Source organism: Peptostreptococcus anaerobius VPI 4330 = DSM 2949, assembly GCF_000381525.1.
In the GTDB taxonomy this organism is placed as follows: Bacteria; Bacillota; Clostridia; order Peptostreptococcales; family Peptostreptococcaceae; genus Peptostreptococcus; species Peptostreptococcus anaerobius.
The window spans coordinates 17,275-39,222 of record NZ_KB906618.1; the positions used below are offsets into that span (position 1 = coordinate 17,275).

18 protein-coding genes are annotated in these 21,948 nt (G+C 36.6%); 17 read left to right on the forward strand and 1 reads right to left on the reverse strand.

What is annotated here, in order from left to right:
- The first annotated feature begins 3 nt into the window (after positions 1-3).
- From F823_RS0105375 to F823_RS0105450, 16 genes are all read left to right on the forward strand, one after another.
- Positions 4-375 carry a FluC/FEX family fluoride channel gene (locus F823_RS0105375; protein ID WP_002846129.1) on the forward strand — a complete coding sequence of 124 codons (372 nt, stop codon included), beginning with the start codon at positions 4-6 and terminating at the stop codon, positions 373-375.
- A 25-nt stretch (positions 376-400) separates the two neighbouring features.
- A complete protein-coding gene (locus tag F823_RS0105380) occupies positions 401-799 on the forward strand; it encodes a fluoride efflux transporter FluC (protein ID WP_002844591.1) in 399 nt (132 codons plus the stop codon).
- A gap of 18 nt (positions 800-817) precedes the next feature.
- On the forward strand, positions 818-1,735 hold the full coding sequence (locus tag F823_RS0105385; protein WP_002844588.1) for a ribonuclease Z: 918 nt from the start codon (positions 818-820) through the stop codon (positions 1,733-1,735).
- A gap of 300 nt (positions 1,736-2,035) precedes the next feature.
- On the forward strand, positions 2,036-3,868 hold the full coding sequence (locus F823_RS0105390; protein WP_019595464.1) for an NAD(P)-binding protein: 1,833 nt from the start codon (positions 2,036-2,038) through the stop codon (positions 3,866-3,868).
- A complete protein-coding gene (locus F823_RS0105395) occupies positions 3,862-5,631 on the forward strand; it encodes an NADH-dependent [FeFe] hydrogenase, group A6 (protein ID WP_002846126.1) in 1,770 nt (589 codons plus the stop codon). Before F823_RS0105390 ends, F823_RS0105395 begins: the two co-directional genes overlap by 7 nt.
- Positions 5,632-5,807: 176 nt before the next feature.
- The gene (recX, locus tag F823_RS0105400; RefSeq protein WP_002844631.1) at positions 5,808-6,449 is read left to right on the forward strand and encodes a recombination regulator RecX; all 642 of its coding nucleotides are present in this window, start codon (positions 5,808-5,810) and stop codon (positions 6,447-6,449) included.
- 146 nt (positions 6,450-6,595) lie between these two features.
- Positions 6,596-7,285, forward strand: a complete 690-nt coding sequence (gene nadD, locus F823_RS0105405) for a nicotinate-nucleotide adenylyltransferase (RefSeq protein WP_002846123.1) — start codon at positions 6,596-6,598, stop codon at positions 7,283-7,285.
- Complete coding sequence (gene yqeK / locus F823_RS0105410) at positions 7,286-7,900, forward strand: bis(5'-nucleosyl)-tetraphosphatase (symmetrical) YqeK (protein WP_002846122.1); 615 nt, start codon at positions 7,286-7,288, stop codon at positions 7,898-7,900.
- Positions 7,901-7,990: 90 nt separating this feature from the next.
- A complete protein-coding gene (gene rsfS, locus F823_RS0105415; protein WP_002844626.1) occupies positions 7,991-8,344 on the forward strand; it encodes a ribosome silencing factor in 354 nt (117 codons plus the stop codon).
- A gap of 21 nt (positions 8,345-8,365) precedes the next feature.
- Positions 8,366-9,391 (forward strand): glycosyltransferase, encoded by a 1,026-nt coding sequence (locus tag F823_RS0105420; protein ID WP_002846118.1) that lies wholly within the window; start codon positions 8,366-8,368, stop codon positions 9,389-9,391.
- A gap of 99 nt (positions 9,392-9,490) precedes the next feature.
- Complete coding sequence (leuS, locus tag F823_RS0105425; RefSeq protein ID WP_002844582.1) at positions 9,491-11,911, forward strand: leucine--tRNA ligase; 2,421 nt, start codon at positions 9,491-9,493, stop codon at positions 11,909-11,911.
- Positions 11,912-12,105: 194 nt separating this feature from the next.
- Positions 12,106-13,023 (forward strand): DMT family transporter, encoded by a 918-nt coding sequence (locus tag F823_RS0105430; protein WP_002846116.1) that lies wholly within the window; start codon positions 12,106-12,108, stop codon positions 13,021-13,023.
- A gap of 330 nt (positions 13,024-13,353) precedes the next feature.
- Positions 13,354-14,553 (forward strand): dicarboxylate/amino acid:cation symporter, encoded by a 1,200-nt coding sequence (locus F823_RS0105435; protein WP_002846115.1) that lies wholly within the window; start codon positions 13,354-13,356, stop codon positions 14,551-14,553.
- Between the two features lie 328 nt (positions 14,554-14,881).
- On the forward strand, positions 14,882-17,593 hold the full coding sequence (locus F823_RS0105440) for a cation-translocating P-type ATPase (protein WP_002846114.1): 2,712 nt from the start codon (positions 14,882-14,884) through the stop codon (positions 17,591-17,593).
- A 202-nt stretch (positions 17,594-17,795) separates the two neighbouring features.
- Positions 17,796-18,134, forward strand: a complete 339-nt coding sequence (locus tag F823_RS0105445) for a DUF2325 domain-containing protein (RefSeq protein WP_002844595.1) — start codon at positions 17,796-17,798, stop codon at positions 18,132-18,134.
- A 236-nt stretch (positions 18,135-18,370) separates the two neighbouring features.
- Positions 18,371-19,195: a ferredoxin reductase domain-containing protein gene (locus F823_RS0105450; RefSeq protein WP_019595465.1), complete on the forward strand. Its 825-nt coding sequence runs from the start codon at positions 18,371-18,373 to the stop codon at positions 19,193-19,195.
- A 58-nt stretch (positions 19,196-19,253) separates the two neighbouring features.
- Here F823_RS0105450 and F823_RS0105455 read toward each other — a convergent pair whose 3' ends face one another.
- Positions 19,254-20,939, reverse strand: coding sequence for a D-alanyl-D-alanine carboxypeptidase family protein (locus F823_RS0105455; RefSeq protein ID WP_002846111.1), 1,686 nt, complete (start codon positions 20,937-20,939; stop codon positions 19,254-19,256).
- 261 nt (positions 20,940-21,200) lie between these two features.
- Between F823_RS0105455 and F823_RS0105460 the strand changes: the two genes are divergently transcribed.
- Positions 21,201-21,932, forward strand: a complete 732-nt coding sequence (locus F823_RS0105460) for a ComEA family DNA-binding protein (protein ID WP_002843330.1) — start codon at positions 21,201-21,203, stop codon at positions 21,930-21,932.
- Positions 21,933-21,948: the final 16 nt, after the last annotated feature.

A 21,948-nucleotide genomic window follows, 5' to 3' on the forward strand; every position in this document is an offset into this window, starting at 1 on the left:
TATATGCTACTAAAGATCTTTCTTATATGCTTGGGAGCTGGTGTAGGTGCTTTGGCACGTTACAAGCTAGGAGAGTGTATTAAGAACAAGAATAAGAAAAAATGGAAGACCAAATTTTCACTACATACATTTATAATTAATGCGGTCGGGGCTTTTTTGTTGGCTCTTTCATATTACTATATGAAAAATGATAAGCTAGTTGACCTAGTACAGCTAGGCTTTTGTGGTGGTTTTACTACATATTCGACCATGTTTTATGAAGCTCTTGATATATCCAATAATGGCTCTAAGTTATGGTCCATTATATATGTACTTTCGAGTATATTCTTGGGGGCTCTCTTGTTCTTAATAGTGGCTACTGTAGCTGACCTATAGGACTAGCATTATAAGGGAGAAAAATATGAACAAGTCATTATATATATTTTTTGGAGGTTTTCTTGGAGGACTGATGAGGTACCTAGTTGGCATATTTGAAAAATCTCTATTTGGTACAGGGGATTATTCCATTTTAACAGTCAACTTAGTTGGGGCTTTTTTGCTTTCCACGATAAACTACTATGCTATAAAAAAGAAAAAAATAGATAGGTCTTCACCTTGTTACATAGGTCTTACTACTGGTTTTTTGGGAGCATTTACAAGTTTTTCCAGCCTTACAAAAGACCTTGTATTGTTTAGTCAAGAGTCTATGGCAAAGGGAATGGTCTATCTATTGCTTAGCTTGTTTGGGGGCTATATAATGGCCATCTTGGGGTCAATCCTAGGCGACAAGTTAGCAAGAATAAATAATAAATTTTGTTAAGAAAAAGGAGGTGTAGGTTTGGTAAATTTATTGATGTTGGGAACAGGTGGTAATGTACCATCATATAATAGATTTTGCTCCTGCCTCTTTATCAATTATAAGGGAAAGAAGATATTGATAGATTGCGGTGAGGGTACACAGATAGCCATGAAAAGGTATGGGTGTGGTTTTAAGGATGTAGATCTTTTGTTGATTACCCACCTTCATGGAGACCATATAAATGGAATGTTGGGTCTTTTGGCTACAATGGGCAATTCAGAAAAGAGAAACCCACTTACTATAGTTGGTCCTAGGGGAATAAAAAATGCAATAAGGGCTATGATGGTCCTATGGGAGGGTCTACCATTTAGTTTGAGGGTAATAGAAAATCCAGCTGGGAGCTTTTCCCTAATTGATGATGTATTTAAAGAAATAGAGATATCAACTTTGGAAGTTAGCCATTCTACTGAGTGCCTGGCCTATAGTCTCTACTTTAGAAGAAATAGGTTATTCGATATAGAAAAGGCAAAATCAAATGATGTACCTAAGAAACTTTGGAAGGGTCTACAGTCAGGCAGGACCTATTATATTGATGACAGGTCATATGTCCCTGACATGGTTTTAGGTCGTGAGAGAAGGGGAATAAAGCTGTCTTATGTAACTGATACAAGACCTGTAGAGTCTATACCTGATTTTATATATGGAAGCGACTTATTTATATGTGAGGGTACCTATGGAGATGATATGGATATAGCCAAGGCTGTTAAGAATAAGCATATGACCTTTAGGGAGGCTGCTGGCCTTGCCAAGAGTGGTAAGGTAGACAAGCTATTGATTACACATTTTTCTCCATCTCTAGAGGAGCCTAAGGACTACATGGCAAATGCTACAAGTGTATTTAAGAACACTGTGATAGCTCATGATGGCATAAGGCAAGACTTATCTTACAAAGATTAAGATTGATTTTAATATAACAAGTAATAGACTGTATTTACTAAAAATATAAAAGTTTATTACTTGTTTTTTTATTAAAAACCTTTTAATTATAAGATAAAAATGGTATAATTAATTATCAGAAAATTTTGTCAAAAACTCCTGCAGGGGGTGTTTTTTATTTTAAGGCACTTGTTATTAATATAGCAAATAAAAATATGACATTAAAAAATAATAGAAAAAAGCAATAGGTCTGTCTTGGATATTTTTAGGGTCAATGTTCTATTGAGAAATATGTTTGTATTATGAAGGGAGTGGGGAAATATGAGTAGATTATACATTAATACACCTAATACTGCCCAGGTAGTTGTAGAAGGTCTGTATAAGGATATGGAGAGGAGGATTATGTCTAGCCCTCCAGGTATATGTCCGATAGATATATCACTTTCTTTTTTGAGCCTATGTCATGCTCAGACCTGCGGAAAATGTGTACCATGCAGGATAGGCTTAGGCAAATTAAAGGAGTTGATGGAAAAGGTTTTATCATCAGAAGCAGACGAATCAACTATAGACCTGATTGAAGAAACTTCAAGGGTGATAATGGAAACAGCTGACTGCGCTATAGGAACAGAGGCTGCTGAAATGGTTCTAAAGGGAGTGATGGGATTTAGGGATGACTACCTATCACATATAAGGACTGGCAATTGTTCTATGGACAGGAATATATCTGTACCATGCGTTGCCCTATGCCCAGCAGGTGTTGACATACCAGGCTATATGGCCTTGGTAGGAGAGGGCAGGTACAAGGATGCTGTCAGGCTGGTAAGAAAGGACAATCCATTCACTACTGCCTGTGCCCTAGTATGCGAACACCCATGTGAGGCGAGGTGCAGGAGGACTATGGTAGATGCTCCTATGAATATCAGGGGTATCAAGTTATATGCTGCTGACCATGCTAAAGAGGTGCCACCTCCAAAACCAGCAAAATCAACAAATAAAAAGGTCGCTGTAGTCGGCGGTGGACCAAGTGGTCTATCGGCTGCCTATTACTTGTCCTTGATGGGCCACAAGGTGAGCGTATACGAGGCTAAGGACAAGTTGGGTGGTATGTTAAGATATGGTATACCTAACTATAGGCTACCTAGAAAGAGACTACAGGAAGATATAGATGCCATACTAGCAACTGGTATAGAGGTCCATACAAATGTAGAAATAGGCAAGGATTTTAGTGTTGAGGACCTATCCAAAAAATTTGATGCAGTCTATATAGCCATAGGTGCCCATGACGATAAGAAACTTGGCCTAGATGGTGAAAATTCTAAGGGTGTCACATCAGCAGTAGAGATGTTAAAAAATATAGGCGATGAAAAGTATCCAGACTTTACAGGTAAGAAAGTTGTTGTAATAGGTGGTGGTAATGTTGCAATGGACGTTGCAAGAACTGCTATAAGGTGTAAGGCAGACAAGGTGTCTATAGTATACAGGAGGAGACAAGAGGACATGACTTGCCTACCAGAAGAGGTAGAGGGTGCTATAGCAGAAGGATGCCAGTTGGTAACTCTTATGGCTCCAATAAGGATAGAGGCTGACAAGGACAACAATACAAAAGCTATATGGGTTCAACCACAGATGATATCTACAATAACAAACGGTCGTGCCAAGCCGATTAATTCTTCTAAGAAAGAGGAGAGGATAGAGTGTGACCAGATAATAGTGGCAATAGGACAAAATATAGGATCCAACTACTTTAAGGAGTTCGGTATGCCTGTTAAAAAGGGAATAATTGAGGCTCTTAATTCAAGTGAAGTAAAAAATATACCGGGTGTATTTGCTGGTGGTGACTGTGTTACAGGACCGGCTACAGTTATAAAGGCTATAGGAGCTGGCAAGGTAGCTGCTGCAAATATAGATGAATACTTAGGATTTAACCACATGATTAGTGTTGATGTAGAGATACCAAAAGTGGATTTCAAGGACAAAAAAGCCTGTGCAAGGTCAAACATGAGGGAAGTCCCTATTGAAATAAGAAAGAATAATTTTGAAGAAATTGAGTTGGGGCTTACTAGGGAAGAGACAGAGCAAGAGGTTTCAAGATGCCTTAGGTGCGACCATTTTGGTTGGGGTAACTTTAGAGGGGGTAGGACTTTAAAATGGTAAATTTAATAATAGATAATGTTGAAGTAGAAGTAAAAGAAGGCACATCTATTATGGATGCAGCCAAGTTTGCTGGAGTTGATATACCTAGGCTATGCTTTTTAAAAGACCTTAACGAAATAGGTGCCTGCAGAATATGTATAGTGGAGCTAGAAGGCACCAACAAGCTGATAACATCTTGTAACAACAAGGTGGAAGATGGCATGGTCATCAGGACCAACAGCCCTAGGGTTAGGAAGGCAAGAAGGACAAATATAGAGTTTATCCTAGCAAACCATGATTTTAAGTGTGCTACTTGCGTAAGAAGTGGAAATTGCTCTTTGCAAGATATGGCCAACAGTATGAGTATTTTCAATATGCCTTTTGAAGTAAAGTATGAAAAAAAGGCATGGAACAAGGACTTCCCACTTCAAAAGTCTTTTGAGAAATGTATAAAGTGTATGAGGTGTATCCAGGTCTGCAACAAGGTCCAGAGTTTGGGTATATGGGATGTAGTAAATTCGGGCTACAGGACAAGTGTAGATGTTTCGTGGAATAGGACTATAGAACAGACGGATTGCTCATTGTGTGGCCAGTGTATAACCCATTGTCCAGTGGGGGCACTTACCGTTAGAAATGATATAGACAAGGTCTATAGGGCTATGGAAGACCCTAGTATAGTAACAGTAGTTCAGGTTGCTCCAGCGGTTAGGACAGCCTGGGCAGAAAGACTTAATATAGACGAAAAAGATGCCAGCACAAATCTGATGGTGGCAGCCCTTAAGAAGATTGGCTTTGACTATGTATTCGATACTAATTTTTCAGCTGACCTCACTATAATGGAAGAAGCTACAGAGTTTTTAAATAAGTTTACAGCTGGACCTATGGAATTTCCTATGTTTACTTCATGTTGTCCGGGTTGGGTTAGGTTTATAAAGTCTCAGTACCCTGACCTAGTTAAGTACTTGTCTACAGCTAAATCTCCACAGCAGATGTTCGGTACAATAGCCAAGACTTATTATGCAAAACTATTAAATATTAATCCAAAAAAAATATTTTGCGTATCTATAATGCCTTGTACTGCCAAAAAGCACGAAGCTGATATACCTAGTATAAACGACTCAGAGGCACCTAAGGATGTAGATGTAGTCATAACCACAAGGGGGCTTGAAAAGATGATAAGGTCAGAAAATATTAAATTTGATATGCTAGAAGAAGAAGCCTTTGATATGCCCCTTGGTATAGGAAGTGGAGCAGGAGCTATATTTGGTGCTACTGGTGGAGTGATGGAAGCTGCCCTAAGATCCGCCTACTACTTTGTGACAGGCAAGGATCCAGAACCGGATGCTTTCAAGTCTGTAAGGGGCCAAAAGGGCTGGAGAGAGTCTACCTTTGATATAGAAGGTAATACTGTAAGAGTGGCTGTGGCAAGTGGTTTAAAGAACGCTAGAAGGCTTATAGAGGCGCTGCTTAGAAAGGAAGTATCCTATGATTTTGTAGAGATAATGGCCTGTCCAGGAGGATGTTCGGGTGGTGGTGGCCAACCTATAAAGGATGGTCAGGAACTTGCTGAAAAAAGAGCCAAAAAGCTATATGACATAGATAAGAAGATGGCTCTTAGGTATTCACATGAAAATCCGTCCATAATAAAGGTCTATGATGACTATCTTGGAGTACCAAACTCCAAACTTGCCCACAAACTCCTACACACTGACCACGAGATGTGGGATATGGCCCTATCACCTAGGTTGACTATGGTAGAGGATGACTTTTATGATGAATATTAGCTTGAAAAATGAGATATTTGCCTAAGAGTAAGAGTAATATATAACCCTCAATACTAAATTATACAACGAAACTATTTGTTACTAGAAAAAACTATAACAATGAGTTAAAATGAAATATAGTGGGCAGGCTTGACTCAGGTCGGCTTACCCACTATATTTTATTGGAGGCGATTTACTTGGCTAAGATAACAGCTATTGAATTTCAAAAGAAGAATAAGGATAGGGTTAACTTATATCTTGATGGGCAGTACTTTATGTCTTTGTATGCTGAGTTAATCTATAAGTTTAAGCTTGAAAAGGGGCAGGATATAAATATAGAGGACCTAACAGAGGTCATCAAAAACGATGATTTTGAGAAGGCTAAAAACAAGGCCCTCAATTCTATTTCCAAGGCAGAAAAATCCGAAAAAAGACTAAGGGAAAAACTAGCTGGAGAGTTTGCACCTGAAATCATAGATAAAGTAGTTGAATTTATGAAAAAATATTCCTTTATAGATGATGAGAGGTATGCTGACAGGATTGTCAACAATGATCTGAATTTCAAGAAATTGGGTAAGAATAGGATTAAACAAAACCTCTACTCAAAGGGTATATCAAGCTCTGATATAGACAGGGCAATATCTAATGTAGATAGGGACGTAGAGCTAGAAAATGCAATTATCCTAGCTAAAAAGAGGATGTCAAAGTTGAAGAATGAAGAGCCTAGGAAAAAAAGATCAAAAATATATCAACATCTGGCCTATAAGGGATTTGATTATAATACGATTAATTCTGCTCTTAGGAGAGTATTAGATGAAGAGGATGATTTTTTAGAATGAAGAATTTAGTATTGGTTATTTTAAGTTTGTTAGTAGGTGTGATAAATATAATAAGACTCTACTTAAATGATAGAAACAATTATTAGATTGGACTTATAATCCTCGCTGTGATAAAATATAATTATCATGGTTGAAGGGAAAAGACGATGAAAGAATTAGATGAACTATTGGAATATGCGATAGATAAAAACGAAAGTAAAATTAAAGATTTTTTGTCCTCCAAGGGAGGCTACAAGGTAGGTATAATGGGGGGAACGTTCAATCCCATTCACAATGCCCACTTGGTTATAGCTGAATTTATAAGGGACAAGTATTGTTTGGATAAGATTATATTTATTCCTACAGGTAATCCACCACATAAGAATCATATAGTCGACAAGAAGCACAGGTTTGATATGGTAGTACTTGCAACTAGGAAGAATGATGATTTTTTCGTTTTGGACTATGAGATGAGACAGGGCCATATGTCATATACGGTGGATACTCTCAAGTATTTGAGGTCTATATATGATTTTGAAGACTTATATTTTATTACAGGGTCTGACACTATAAACCAGATAGAGACTTGGAAGGATTTTAGAGAAAACTTCGCTCTTGCCAAGTTTATAGCTGCTGCAAGACCTGGGATTAATCTTTTAGAAACACAGGAAAACATAGGAAGATATAGAAGGGAATATGGAGCCAGTATAGATATGTTATATGTGCCCGCCCTTGAGATTTCTTCAACCTACATCAGGTCTAGGTTAAAGAGTAACCATACAATCAAGTACCTGATGCCTACTAGGGTTGAAGAATACATTTATGATAGAGGAATATACGGAGGTGCAATAGACTAGATGGATATAGCAAATATGATAGATAAATTAGATGAATATCTACCAGAAAAGAGAAAGATCCATTCTATAAACGTGTCCAAGTCTGCGGTTAGACTGGCTAAAATCTTGGGGTGTGATGAGAAAAAAGCTGAGATAGCAGGTATCCTGCATGATACAGCTAAGTATGTAAAGTACGAAGACGTTCCTAAATATTGCGCAAAGTATTCGATAGTTTTAGATGATATGGAACAAAAATCAACAGCCCTATCCCATAGTGTTGTTGGTTCATATATAGCTAGACATGAGTTTGGCATAGAGGATGAGGAGATACTTAGTGCAATTAGGTACCATACCACCGGAAGACCAGGCATGACAGATCTTGAAAAATCTGTCTACCTTGCAGATTTGATAGAGGTTGGAAGAAATTATCCGATGGTTGATGAACTTAGAGAACTGGCTTATTCAGGCAAAGTTGATGAAGCTGTACTAAGGTCTATGGACAATACAATAGGAGTAGTCCTAAAAAAGAAGGCACCTATGCATCTTAGGACAGTAGAGGCTAGAAACTACTACCTTAGTTTGGTAAAGGAAAAAGAAAAATTAAAAAAAATAATGGACAATATATCTACAAAATAGTATAATTGGTAGATTAGCAGTTTAATAATAAGAGAGTATAGGAGGTTATAGTCTGTATAGGCTATGACCTTTAAAAAAGAAAGGGGATTTATGGAAACAGTTGAAAGTATATTAGCAAAGATTTATGATGCAATAGATGACAAGATAGGTCAGGATATAGTTATCTTAAACATCGGTAAGGTATCAAGCCTATGTGATTATTTTGTAATTGCAACAGGATCTTCTTCAAGGCAGGTAAAGGCTATAGCAGATAGCGTAGAGGATGAAATGACAAAGATTGATATAGAGCCAAGGGGTAAGGAAGGGATTACAAGCCAGTCTTGGGTCCTACTTGACTACGGCGATATCATGGTACATATATTTGACGAAGAAAACAGAGGTTTCTACAACCTAGAAAAGCTATGGAAGGATGCACCATACGTAGAAAGAGACGAACTAGCTTAAAGGATTATAATAGGAGTGGACATGACTAAGGATATTAAAAAATATACAAATGAATATGGGCCACTAGTATCCATAATAGTGCCTATCTATAATGCAGAAAAATATTTAAAAGACTGCCTAGAATCAATCAAAAACCAGACATACAAGAATATAGAGGTTATAATGGTAGATGATGGTTCCAAGGATGGGTCTGCTGGTATAGCTAGGAGGTATGCATCAAGCGACAGTAGGTTTATCTACATATTGCAGGAAAATTCAGGTGTATCAGTGGCTAGAAATACAGGTCTAAAAAAGGCTACGGGCCAGTATTTGTGTTTTGCAGATTCAGACGATATACTCCATTGTGATATGGTCAGGGTTCATCATGAAAAGGTGGTTGAATCAGGACTTGATATAGGTGTTTCTACTTATAAGGTATTCAAGGACAAGTCTGAGATAGTAGACAACAAGCCATGTGACCTATTAGCCAAGACAAGTATAAAGAGCGACAAGGAAGCCCTTATAGCCATGCTAAAAGACGCTAAGTATTCAGGCTACACATGGAACAAGATATTCAAGACCAGCCTTGTAAAGGATTCAAGTGGCTTGAAGGTAGGCTTTGAAAAGAAGCTACATATGTGTGAGGACCTCTATTTTTGCAGTGTCTTGATGAAAAAGGCCGGTAAGGTTGCATTTTATGACCAAGACCTGTATTATTATTTTGATAATGTAAATGGTATTACAAGTGGCAAATACTCTAAGAAGTTGTTTACGCAGTTAGAGGCCCTAGAGATGATAGCTGCCCTCTATAAGGGTGATGCAGATGTTCAAAAAGAGATGGCAAGGGTCATGTGCCAGGTGACAGTCAGCCATTATTCTAGGATGATCAAGGCAGGTGTAAAAGACGATTATATTGAAAATATCTACAAGGATACTATTAAGAAGTATAGCAAGGGCTTAGACCATCCATCCGTAAATAAGAAGGATAGGATATTGGCTAATATGATTATGAAAATGCCAGCTAGCATCTACAGGCTGGTATATGGAATATACTCAAAGAGATTGTAAATTTTTAAGCTATTTACAACCGCTCCTAAACTAAGAATTTCAAACGATAATAAATATAAGGCCTAAGAGGTCAAAGAGCAATTATTAGGAGGTAATTTTATGAGCGTTTATGATTTTTCAAAAATCGAAAAGAAATGGCAAAAAGTCTGGAAAGACAATAACCAGTACAAGATGGATACAAGGGATGATTCAAAGCCTAAGTACTATTGTCTAGAAATGTTCCCTTACCCATCAGGTAAGATCCATATGGGGCATGTTAGAAACTACTCAATAGGTGACGTGGTAGCTAGGTTTAAGAAGATGGAAGGCTACAATGTCCTACATCCAATGGGATGGGACTCATTTGGTCTACCAGCTGAAAATGCAGCGATCAAGCATGGAGTTCACCCACACAAGTGGACAATGGCTAATATAGAGGAGATGAAGGACCAGCTATCAATGCTAGGCCTAAGCTATGACTGGGACAAGGAAGTAGCTACTTCAACTCCAGAGTACTACAAGTGGACACAGAAGATATTCTTAAAGTTCTTAGAAAATGACCTAGCCTACAAGAAGAAGTCGTTTGTAAACTGGTGTCCATCATGTGAGACAGTACTAGCCAATGAACAGGTAGTAGATGGTCACTGTGAAAGATGTGATACACTAGTTGAAAAGAAGGAGCTAGAGCAGTGGTACTTTAAGACCACTGAATTCTCAGAAGAGCTACTAGCTGACCTTGATACACTAGACGGATGGCCAGAAAAGGTAAGATTGATGCAGAAGAACTGGATCGGTAAGAGTCACGGTGCCCATGTTGACTTTAAGGTTAAGGACATGGACAAGACTATCACAGTCTACACTACTAGACCAGATACAATATTCGGTACAACATTTATGGTTGTAGCTCCTGAGGCCCAGCTTGCAAGAGACCTTGTTGCTGGTACTGAATACGAAAAGGACTTGGACGAATTCCTTACAAAGATGCACACTATGACACAGATAGAAAGAGAAGCGGCGGACCTAAAGAAGGACGGTAGGTTTATAGGTAGGTATGTAATCAACCCTATAACAAACAAGGAAATGCCTATATGGATAGCCAACTATGTCCTAGCTGACTACGGTACTGGTGCTGTAATGGGTGTACCAGCTCATGACGATAGAGATGAAGATTTCGCTAAGACTTTTGATATGGAAATCGTGCCTGTAATAGATGAAGATGGAAAGATGATAAATTCTGGTGAATTTACAGGAATGGACAAGGATGAAGCCTTCAAGGCAATTATAGAAAAGCTAGAAAAGGACGGTCTTGGTAAGTCTACAACTAACTATAGACTAAGAGATTGGTTGATATCTAGACAGAGATACTGGGGATGCCCAATACCTGTAGTATACTGTGATGATTGTGGTATAGTGCCAGTCCCAGAAAAGGACCTACCAGTTTTACTTCCAACAGATGTAGAATTTACTGGAAAGGGAGAATCTCCACTTACAACTTCTGAAACATTCAACGACTGCGTTTGTCCTAAGTGTGGCAAGAAGGCTAAAAGAGAAGTAGATACAATGGATACATTTGTAGACTCATCTTGGTACTATATGAGATATGCAGACAACCAGAACACAGAAGATATATTTGACTCAGAAGTTATTGACAAGTGGCTGCCAGTTGACCAATATATAGGTGGTGTAGAGCACGCTATACTTCACTTATTGTATGCAAGATGGTTTACAAAGGCCTTTAATAAGATGGGAATGACAAAGCATGTTGAACCATTCAAGAACCTACTTACTCAGGGTATGGTACTTATGGATGGCTCAAAGATGTCTAAGTCTAAGGGGAATATAGTATCTCCAGTTGAGATGGTTGAAAAATACGGTGCCGACACTGCTAGATTATTTATCTTATTTGCAGCGCCACCAGAAAGAGACCTTGAGTGGTCAGAACAGGGAGTTGAAGGATGCTTCAAGTTCCTAAATAGGGTATTCAGAGTTGTTGATGAACTAGCAGATATTGCTAAGGTCAACCATGAATTCGGTGAACTGACTAAGGAAGACAAGGCTATGAGGGCCAAGACTAACAGTACACTTAAGAAGGTATCAGAGGACCTAAGCGACAAGTTTGGATTTAATACTGCTATAGCAGCCTTGATGGAACTTATAAACGACCTATACAAGTACAAGGAATTAGACACTAGAAACGATGCTGTTATCAAGGAAGCTATTGAAGCTGTAGTAGTTATACTAGCACCATTTGCCCCTCACCTAGGTGAAGAGTTATGGTCAATGATAGGCAAGCTGGGTAGCATATTCGATATAAGATGGCCTCAGTACGATGCTGAAGCTATAAAGTCTGATGAGATAGAGGTTGTAGTTCAGATAAATGGCAAGCTAAAGTCAAAGATAATGATAGATGCCAAGACAAGTAGAGAGGAGATGCAAGAAATAGCCCTAAAGGATGAAAAGATTGTTGAAGCTATTGAAGGCAAGAATGTTGTAAAAGTAATTGCAGTGCCTGGTAAGCTTGTCAACATCGTAGCTAAATAATTACGATTAATAGAATTATTTATTTTTTAGGTGTTGTCAAACCACAGACTATATGATAATATATAGCTGTGAAAAGAATATGTTAATATGATTATAAAGGGTTATTGCTTGAGTGCAGTGCCCTTTTTATTGTTTAATTTTAAGGTATTATTTATTTTGGCGAAAGTTTAAAAACAAAGAGAGAGGAGATTTGTATGGAAGCACAAAAGAGAAAAGAAGCAATCAGTGGTCTTATGTTAGGAGTAACAGCACTTGTTTGGGGTGTTGCATTTATATTCCAGAGGACTGGTATGGAACATATAGGTCCCTACGCATTTAATTTTTTCAGATGCCTTGTGTGTGTTATATTCTTGATGTTGGTATCTTATATATCGGATATGAGATTTAAGAGAAAGAATATAAAAGTTGGTGGATTTAAAGACAAGGCTATATTTAAGGGGGGTATACTCGCTGGTGTGGTACTATTTTTGGCTATGAGTTCACAGCAGGTAGGTATGGTGAGTACAACTGCTTCAAAGGCAGGTTTTATAACTACAATGTATATAGTTATAGTTCCACTTTTAGGTGTCTTCTATGGAAGAAAGGTATCTCCTAAGATTATTGTATGTGTTGCACTAGCTGCTGTAGGCCTATATCTATTGTCTATCAAGAGTGGTTTTACTATCAGCAGGGGGGATTTCTTTGTATTTGTGTCCGCTATTTTTTATTCTCTACAGATAGTAGTAATAGATATATTTGCACCAGGTGTGGACTCAATCAAGTTATCTTTAGTCGAATTTATAACTGCGGGCATATTATCTCTTGTTGCTATGCTCGTTCTTGAGACAGTAACAATGGAATCAGTTATGCTTGCATCTACAGCTATCTTATATACAGGTTTGATGTCAAGTGGTATTGGATTTACTTTACAGATAGTTGCTCAAAAAAATTTACAGCCCACAATAGCATCACTTCTTATGAGTTCTGAATCAGTTGTATCTTTACTTGCAGGAATTGTACTATTGGGTGAGAGTTTGACTAGTAGAGAATTTTCAGGATGTTTTATATTGGTAGTGGCAATTTTACTAGCTCAGATTGATTTCCCTGTTAAAAAAATAAAAAAGAGTCATTAGTATATAGATAAGACAATACTTATAAAGGGCTTAGTAATGAATTATAAAATTCTACTAAGCCTTTTTATTTTTATAAAAAAATAAATTGAGCATACTTATCTTAAGTAAACTTACAGCAAAATAATTATAATATTTATTAATAAGGTGTTTTAGATTATTGTGAGTTTAGAAAACCATTCAATAAACTGAAAATTCACAGTTTTGAAAGTTTTACCTAATTAAAAATAAGTTATTTATATGTTGATAATGTTTTCTTAATGTGTTAATATATTATTTGTGTTGCGGGGGATTTGCAATACGGGAAAATAAAAATATTATAGGAGGAAGAAAATGAAAGACAAGAAATTTAAATTAGGTTTAGTTTCTAAGCTTATCATTGCAATCGCAATAGGTATTGCATTGGGTAGTTTTAAGTTCATACCAGCAGGTCTACTAAGAGTATTGATTACTTGTGCTAGCTTGTTCGGTGAATTTTTAAGTTTCATAATACCACTAATGATTATAGGTTTTGTGGTAAAGGGTATTGCGGAATTATCAGATGGTGCAGGTAAATTATTGGGTATAACAGCCATAACTGCATACTGTTCAACACTTGTGGCAGGAACAATAGCATTTTTTGTAGCAAGTAACTTTTTCCCAACATTTATAACACCAGACTTAATCGAAAAGGTAAAGGGTACGGTGCCAGCACTTGAGACTTATTTTAAGATTAATTTAAAGCCTATGTTAGATGTAACTAGTGCAGTTGTATTTGCATTTATAATGGGTCTAAGTATCTCTTGGTTAAAGTCAAAGGGTAGAGGTAAGGTATTATATGAAGTATTCGATGACTTTGAAGCAATTATATCTAGAGTGTTAAGCAAGGTTATAATACCATTACTTCCAATGTTCATATGTGGTAACTTTGCAAACATGGCTTATACAGGATCTGTAGCAAGTGTACTTTCAATATTCTGGAAGGTATTCGTAACAGTAATTATCCTTCACTTATTATATGTAAGTGCTATGTTTATAGTATCTGGTACATATGCAGGCAAGAACCCATTAAGATTAATAAGAAACCAGGTGAATGGTTATGTAACAGCTATAGGTACTCAGTCTTCAGCAGCTACTATACCAGTAAATATAGAATGTGCTAAGAAAAATGGTGTATCAGAAGATATCAGAAACTTCGTTGTACCACTATGCGCTACAATACATCTTGCAGGATCAATGATAACTATAACATCTTGTTCTGTAGCCGTTTTACTTATGAACGGTCTTCCATTTAGCTTTGCAACTGTATTTGGATTTATAGCTATGCTAGGTGTTGCAATGGTTGCAGCTCCAGGTGCTCCAGGTGGTGCTATAATGTCAGCTCTTCCATTCTTGCCAATGGTTGGTATTACATCACAGGTAATGCAGCAGCTAATGATCACTCTATACTTAACTCAGGACTCTTTCGGTACAGCAGCTAACGTATCAGGTGACAACGCTATAGCAGTATTTGTAGACAAGCTATACAGCAAGCATATAAACAAGAGTGCATAATAAACTCAGATAAAAATATGTAATTTAATAAAATTTATATCTGTAGATTCCTAGCATTTTAGCTGGGGTCTACGGATTTTTTCTTTATAGGTTGACATATAGTAGCCATTCAGTTATAATCCTATTAGAAGGGGAGTAGCACTGTTGCCTCTGGTTGAGTATACCGGTGGTCTACATCTGTTAGTCGTCAGGCCAGTATTTTATACTCGGTTAACAGACAAGTTTACCTTGATAGCAAGACCTTCAGAATAAGGGCAGATTGTACTTATTTTGAAAGTTTTGTTATTGAGGTTTTTTTTTACAATAAATTATATATTGGAGGTATCTTATGGAGAGAAATACAAAGGAAAAGTACTACCTGCTTGAAGCTGATGATGCAATAGCAAAGCTAGATTCATCAAAAAATGGTTTGAGTGAGGTAGAGGCTCAAAAGAGGTTAAATGACTTTGGTAAAAATGAACTTAGGGAAAAAGAAAGTGACCCTACTTGGAAGATATTTTTGGAGTCCTTTAAAGATCCTATGGTTATCATATTGATTGGGGCTGCAATACTTCAGATAGTAACAGGATCTGTGATGGAGTCTTTGATCATATTTGTCGTCTTGATTTTAAATGCTGTACTAGGTACAGTCCAGACAAAAAAGGCGGAGTCATCAATAAACAGTTTAAAGCAGATGTCAGTTCCATCTGCCAAGGTTATTAGGGATGGACAAAAACACACAGTATATTCTACAGAAGTAGTGCCTGGAGATATAGTTCTATTAGAAGCTGGAGACTATGTGCCAGCAGATGGTAGGCTAATAGAGGCAGAGTCTTTGAAGATTGTTGAGGGTATGCTGACAGGTGAGTCCGAACCAGCACAAAAGAGCACAGGGAGATTGATTGAAGAGTCATCAGTTGGTGATAGGGTAAATATGGTCTACTCAACATCAATGGTAGTAAATGGTAGGGCAACATACGTCTGTACAAGGACTGGTATGGATACAGAAATAGGTAAAATAGCAGACCTACTAGAAAATACAGATGCTAAGCAGACACCACTGCAGTCAAATATAGAGGTATTTTCTAAGAAGCTTGGTGTTGCAATAGTCCTTATATGCATACTTATATTTGGTATTCAGGTATTTAGAGCATACACACATCCTACTGGAGTTGAGATGAAGACAGTAATACTTAACTCATTTATGTTTGCAGTTGCAATAGCTGTAGCAGCTATACCAGAAGCCCTTTCTTCTATAGTTACAATAGTCCTTTCAATCGGTACTAAGACTATGTCAAAGAAGAATTCTATAATAAGAAAGTTACCCGCTGTTGAAACTCTTGGATCAACATCTATAATATGTACAGATAAGACAGGTACTCTTACAATGAACAAGATGACAGCAGTAGAGTACTACAAGTATTCAAAGGATGCAGAATCAATAGAGGTTGTAGAAGAACCTAAAAAAGATTCAGTAGATTTGGAAAACTTCAATTCAGAAGATATGTTAAATATAGCTGCTGCCCTCTGTAATGACTCAGTTATAAAGGAAGATGGCAAGGAGATAGGAGACCCTACAGAGGTTGCACTTACAGTACTTGCTGACAAGAAGGGCTATATAAGTGACAGGGTAAGGGATATTTACCCAAGACTCCAGGAGCTGCCTTTCGATTCAGATAGAAAGCTGATGAGTACCTACCACAAGATCAATTCTAAGGGTATCATGATAACCAAGGGAGCTCCAGATATTATTATATCTAGGTCTAGCAAGGTATTGGTTGGAAGTCAAGTCATTGAAATGACTGAGGACATAAAAAATGAAGTAAGAGACCAGAATGAAAAATATTCAAATAAGGCTCTTAGGGTATTGGCCTTTGGATATAGACAAATGGACGAGGGCAAGAAAATTGGAATCGAAGACGAGGATAACTTTATCTTTATAGGTCTAGTTGCCATGATTGACCCGCCTAGAAATGAAGTTATAGAAGCAGTAGCAAAGGCAAAGTCAGCAGGTATCAAGCCTATAATGATCACTGGAGACCACAAGACCACAGCAGTAGCTATAGGTAAAAACATAGGCCTATTTAATGAAGGTGATATATCATATACAGGACTAGAACTTGACAATCTGACTGATGAAGAATTGGACAAGCAGCTAGAAAAGATAAGTGTATATGCCAGAGTTTCTCCTGAAAACAAGATAAGAATCGTAGGAGCATGGCAGAAAAAGAACAAGGTCACTGCTATGACAGGTGATGGAGTAAATGATGCTCCAGCCCTTAAAAATGCTGACATAGGTATAGCTATGGGGTCTGGAACAGAAGTTGCCAAAGAAGCTGCTTCCATGGTATTGGTAGACGACAACTTTGCAAGTATTATAGCTGCAGTTGAAGTAGGTAGGACTGTATATTCAAATATTAAAAAGTCTATAACATATCTATTTTCAGGTAATTTAGGTGCCATAATATCTATCTTATTTGCAGTGTTTGCAGGATGGACAAATCCTTATACAGCCCTTCAGTTGATATTTATAAATATGGTAAATGACTCTATACCAGCGATTGCTCTTGGTATGGAAAAACCAGAAGAAGGTGTCATGAGTATGGCTCCTAGGAAAAAAAATGAAGGTCTACTAGGTGGCGGAACACTTCAGGCTATCCTATCAAGGGGGGTATTTGTAGGTATAGCGGCTATTGTAGCCCAGTATATAGGTATGAAGCACTCTCCTAATATGGGTGTAGCCATGGCATTTACAACCCTATTGCTTGCTAGGACCCTACAGACATTTGCATGTAGGTCAGATTTTAGAAGTGCATTTGCCATAGGTTTCTTCTCAAACAAATATGTAGTAGGTGCAGTACTTATATGTCTATCATTATTGGGTCTGGTATTGTTACCACCAGTGAGGGGAATATTTGCTATACCAGCTGAATATTCAATGACTAACCTAGCAGTATCATTCCTTATAGCCTTGATATCAGTCCTATTTATGGAAATAGCAAAGGCTATAAGTTACTCTAAGGTAAAAAAATTGAGAGCAGAAAATAGACTAGATATATAAACTATCTATATAAAATACACACAAAAGCACAATTATGAATTATATATGAAGATTTGATGAAATAAATAAACAATTAATAAAAATTATCAATTAGGTATTGACAAGTCTACCCAAATGTTATATTATATTCACATAAGATGATAACGATTATCATCAAGGACAAGGAAATTGATAGAGTATAAATATATTATGGGGGGATAAGATGAGTTTATTAGTAATTGGTGGTCATGAAAGAATGGAAAAAGACTATTATAAGTTGGCAAAGAGTAGAGGATATAAGACTAAGGTATATACAACAATGTCTAGTCAGGTCAAGAATTCTATAGGAAGTCCTGATGCAATAGTAATATTGACTTCAACTGTATCTCATAAACTGACTAGGATAGTTGAGTCTCAGGCTAAGAAGATGGATATACCTATTATAAGGCATAAAAATTCTAGCAAGGTAGCTTTTAATGAATGTCTATCACAGGTAGACCTATGTCTGGGTAATTGTCAAGATTGCAGAAAGCTTGGTAAGTGTAAGGGTATGGCTAACTAATTATCTATACTCAACTAAATTAAATTGAGACAACCCTCTTGCTTACATAGATATTATGATTGATGTGAAAGCAAGAACAATACTTATATAATAATTTTAAAGATGTTCCTTTATGGGGCATCTTTAATTTTGAGATTTATTTCTTTTCTTATTCTAGATTAATTTACTTGATATATGTTTAATAGGATATATCTTTTGGGTATTATTATCATATAATTTTAGGAGGAGGAAATGACTTGAAGGATACTTATTTTGTTAAAATTAAAGAAATAATCAATGAAGGTAAAAATAGATCTACTTATATATTCGATATACCAGAAGAAATGAAGTGGGTGGAGGGAAGTCATATCTCTCTAGCACTTAAGGAAGCCTTGGTAGATGGCAAGTTTGATAAAACTCTTGTGCGTAAGTTTTCTATAGCTACAACAATAGATGAAGGAAAGATAGCTCTTTCTACAAGACTTGATAGTAGTGATTCTGACTATAAGAAGAAGTTGTCAAATATGTGCGTTGGTGATGAATGTATCTTATATGGATGTGAATCACATATGCCAATTAGAAGGGAAAATAAGAAGCTAGTACTTATATCTATGGGTGTAGGTATGGCAACCATGAGGCCTATAATTAAGACCTACCTGGGTGATACTAGGGGGGTAGATGGCATACAGAATATATGTGTTGATAGGACTGGCGACTACCTATACAGGTCTGAGATTTCATGCGATATAGAAAACAATCTTGAAACAATAGTAGCCAAGTCTAGAAGTGACATAAAGGATATACTAGGCAATAGAAATATAGTAGACTACCACAATTCTATATTCTATATAGTTGGTAGCAAGGACTTCTTGAAGAGTATAATAAAGATTTTGAAATACAATGGCGTAGGTCAAGACTCTATTATGATTGACAAGTCTAAGGCTGCTCTTGAGACTTATTTTAATGCCGAAAAGTACGATGTTCTAAAGGTAAAGGAATATCATAAAACTTCTAATAAATTTATGCCCCTTGCCTTTGCAGGTGGTGGTTGCTCATGTGGAGGCAACTGTACTTGTAAGTAATAAAAAAGGACCCACGATTTTTTGTCGATGGGTCTCTTTTATGTATTTTTATATGTTTTTATTCTTGGCCATCATCAGATTCATCTTTAGAAAAAGCAGATCTAATAGAGTCTACAATCAAGTTGATCAAAAGTAACAATACTACTAATATTATCAGGATAGGTACACCGAATATTATTATTGCTGGTGGTACCCTATCAGTCTTTTGTTTTATTTCATTTTCTAGAAATTTGTAGAAATCAAGCTTTTGTATTCCTTTTATACCGCCTTGTTTTCCTAAATCAGAGAAAACTTTTTTTATGTCTTCAAAGGCCATTCCTATATTTTTGCCCATATCACTGAAGAACTTGCCAATTGATCTGAATTTATCTGATATACCACCAAAGAAATCTTGAACGGATTTTATGATTCCACTTGATTTTTTCTGGGCCTCTTTTTTAGTAGAGTTAATTTTTTCGTTTGCAGATTTTTTGGCATCATCTATACTGTTCTTAGTATCATTTTTTATCTTTTCAACCTTGGCTGATGAATTCAGACTAGATTTGTCCTTTAGGAAAGGAATTTTAGATAAAATAAAGTCAAAATATCCAACAGCATCAGTTTCAGATACTAGGCCAATGCTTGAAACCATAGTACCTTTTTCGTAAATATTCATTCTACCTATCAGATCACCTTTTTTTACAGGCAATTTAAGTGAGTCGAAGTTGTATTTAACCGTAAAATTATCCTTTGATATATTCTTGCCTTGGCTTGTAGTAACAACATAGTCATTAGCTAGAGAGTACTTGATAGTTCCTGGTTTTGCAAACCTTACTTTCTTTTGGCCCCTTATATCTGATTTCTTGTAGATAATTATGCTCTTGAAGTTTTCAAATCCATAGTCAAGCAGGAACCTTGAATCGTGGTAGAGACTGCCACTTGGAGCAAAGAAAACTCCAGAAATCATCCTAATTTTGTTCTTTGTTCCTGTAGCTACTAGACAGTTTCCAGCATCATCAGTATATCCAGTCTTTATACCATCTACAACATCATATTTCATAGGTATATCCTTGCCATTGTAGTTCATCTGCATATTTGAATTTAGGAACTTGTTGCTATTGTAGAGTTCCCTATCCAATTTTATTTCATTTGATTTTTTGAAAGTTACAGATTTTTTTGCAACGATAGACTTAATAATATCATTTCCATATGCTATTCTTGCCATATTTGTCATTTCTTCAGCAGTTGTGTAGTGGTCTGTATCTGGTAGACCATGAGGATTGTTGAAGTGAGTGTGATTGAATCCAAATTTTTTGGCCTCAGAATTCATAAAGTCTATGAACTTCCTCTCATCACCACCACCATAATGCCTTGCTAGTACATACGCTACATCATTTGATGAATGTATTAAAAGAGACTCTAATAATTGTCTTGTTGTAAAGACTTCTCCTTCTTCTAGGTACATAGAAGAACCTTCTATCTCAGGCATAGTACCTATTTTAATTTTTTCGTTTAGGTCCTGACACTTTTGTAGAACGCAGTAGGCAGTCCATATCTTTGTTGTTGAAGCTGGATATATTTTTTGGTCTGCATTCTTTTTATATATTATCTTCCCGGATTCATAGTCCATAAGTACCATGTATTTAGACTTGAGTGAGTTGAAATCTTCTTTACCTTCAGCTAGTACACCTGACGTAAAATATGTAAGTATTCCCGTCGACAGTACAAGAGCAGCGAAAATTGAATTAATTTTTTTAATCTTCATATTCTGCAGTGATGTATTTTATAATACATCCTTCCTCCTTTTTAGTCATTTACTATTCTCATACCTTTTAGTATAGCATATTATTGCTAAATAAAGAAGATAATTAATTTCTAGTTTAAAAATTTATGATACTTGCCTAATATATTATGAGTTGGGAAGATAGGTGAACTAGTAAAATAGAGGATTGGATAGGTCCTTAAAAAGGACTTAATCTAGCAAGAAAGAGTATTAAGATGTAGACATACTTAATGGGAGGTAGGAATGTTATCAGAAAAGATAAAATCTATTTTAAGTCATGCAGACAAGAAAAAACTATTTATAACAGGGGCTGTACTTTTAGCTATTATTTATAGATTGGTTTTTGCAGGTGGTATGGGAATATTGGGTCAAAAATACGAACTAGAATCATCAAATACAAATCAGGAATCGGAATTTATCGACAAGGAAAGTCAAGTTAGCAACCAAGCAAATCAAGGTGGATTTTCCCTTGATAAGGAGGAATCAAAGCCTAAAAAGATAAAGGTCTACATAACAGGAGCTGTGGCAAGTCCGGGAGTTATATGTCTTGATTCGGATAAGAGGTTGGACGATGCTATACGTATGGCAGGAGGCCTACTTGAAAAGGCAGATTTAAATAGGATAAACTTGGCTATGAACCTAGAGGATTCACAGCACTATATGATACCCTATATTGGTCAAGACGATAGTGCTGGTATTAATCAAGCCAATCAAACAAATCAAGGGCAAGCTGGTATGTCCCCAAATAATCAGTCTCAGTCCCCTAATCCTAGTTCTTCAGGAAAAATAAATATAAATACAGCTGATCAGACCAAGCTTGAAGAGATACCGGGTGTAGGACCAGCTACTGCCAAGAAAATTATCGACTACAGACAGACCAGTGGTGGCTTTAAAAGTATAGAGGATATCAAAAACGTAACAGGCATAGGGGACAAGAAGTTTGAGAATATGAAGGATTCTATAGATATTAAATAAAAATAGTTATGATAGA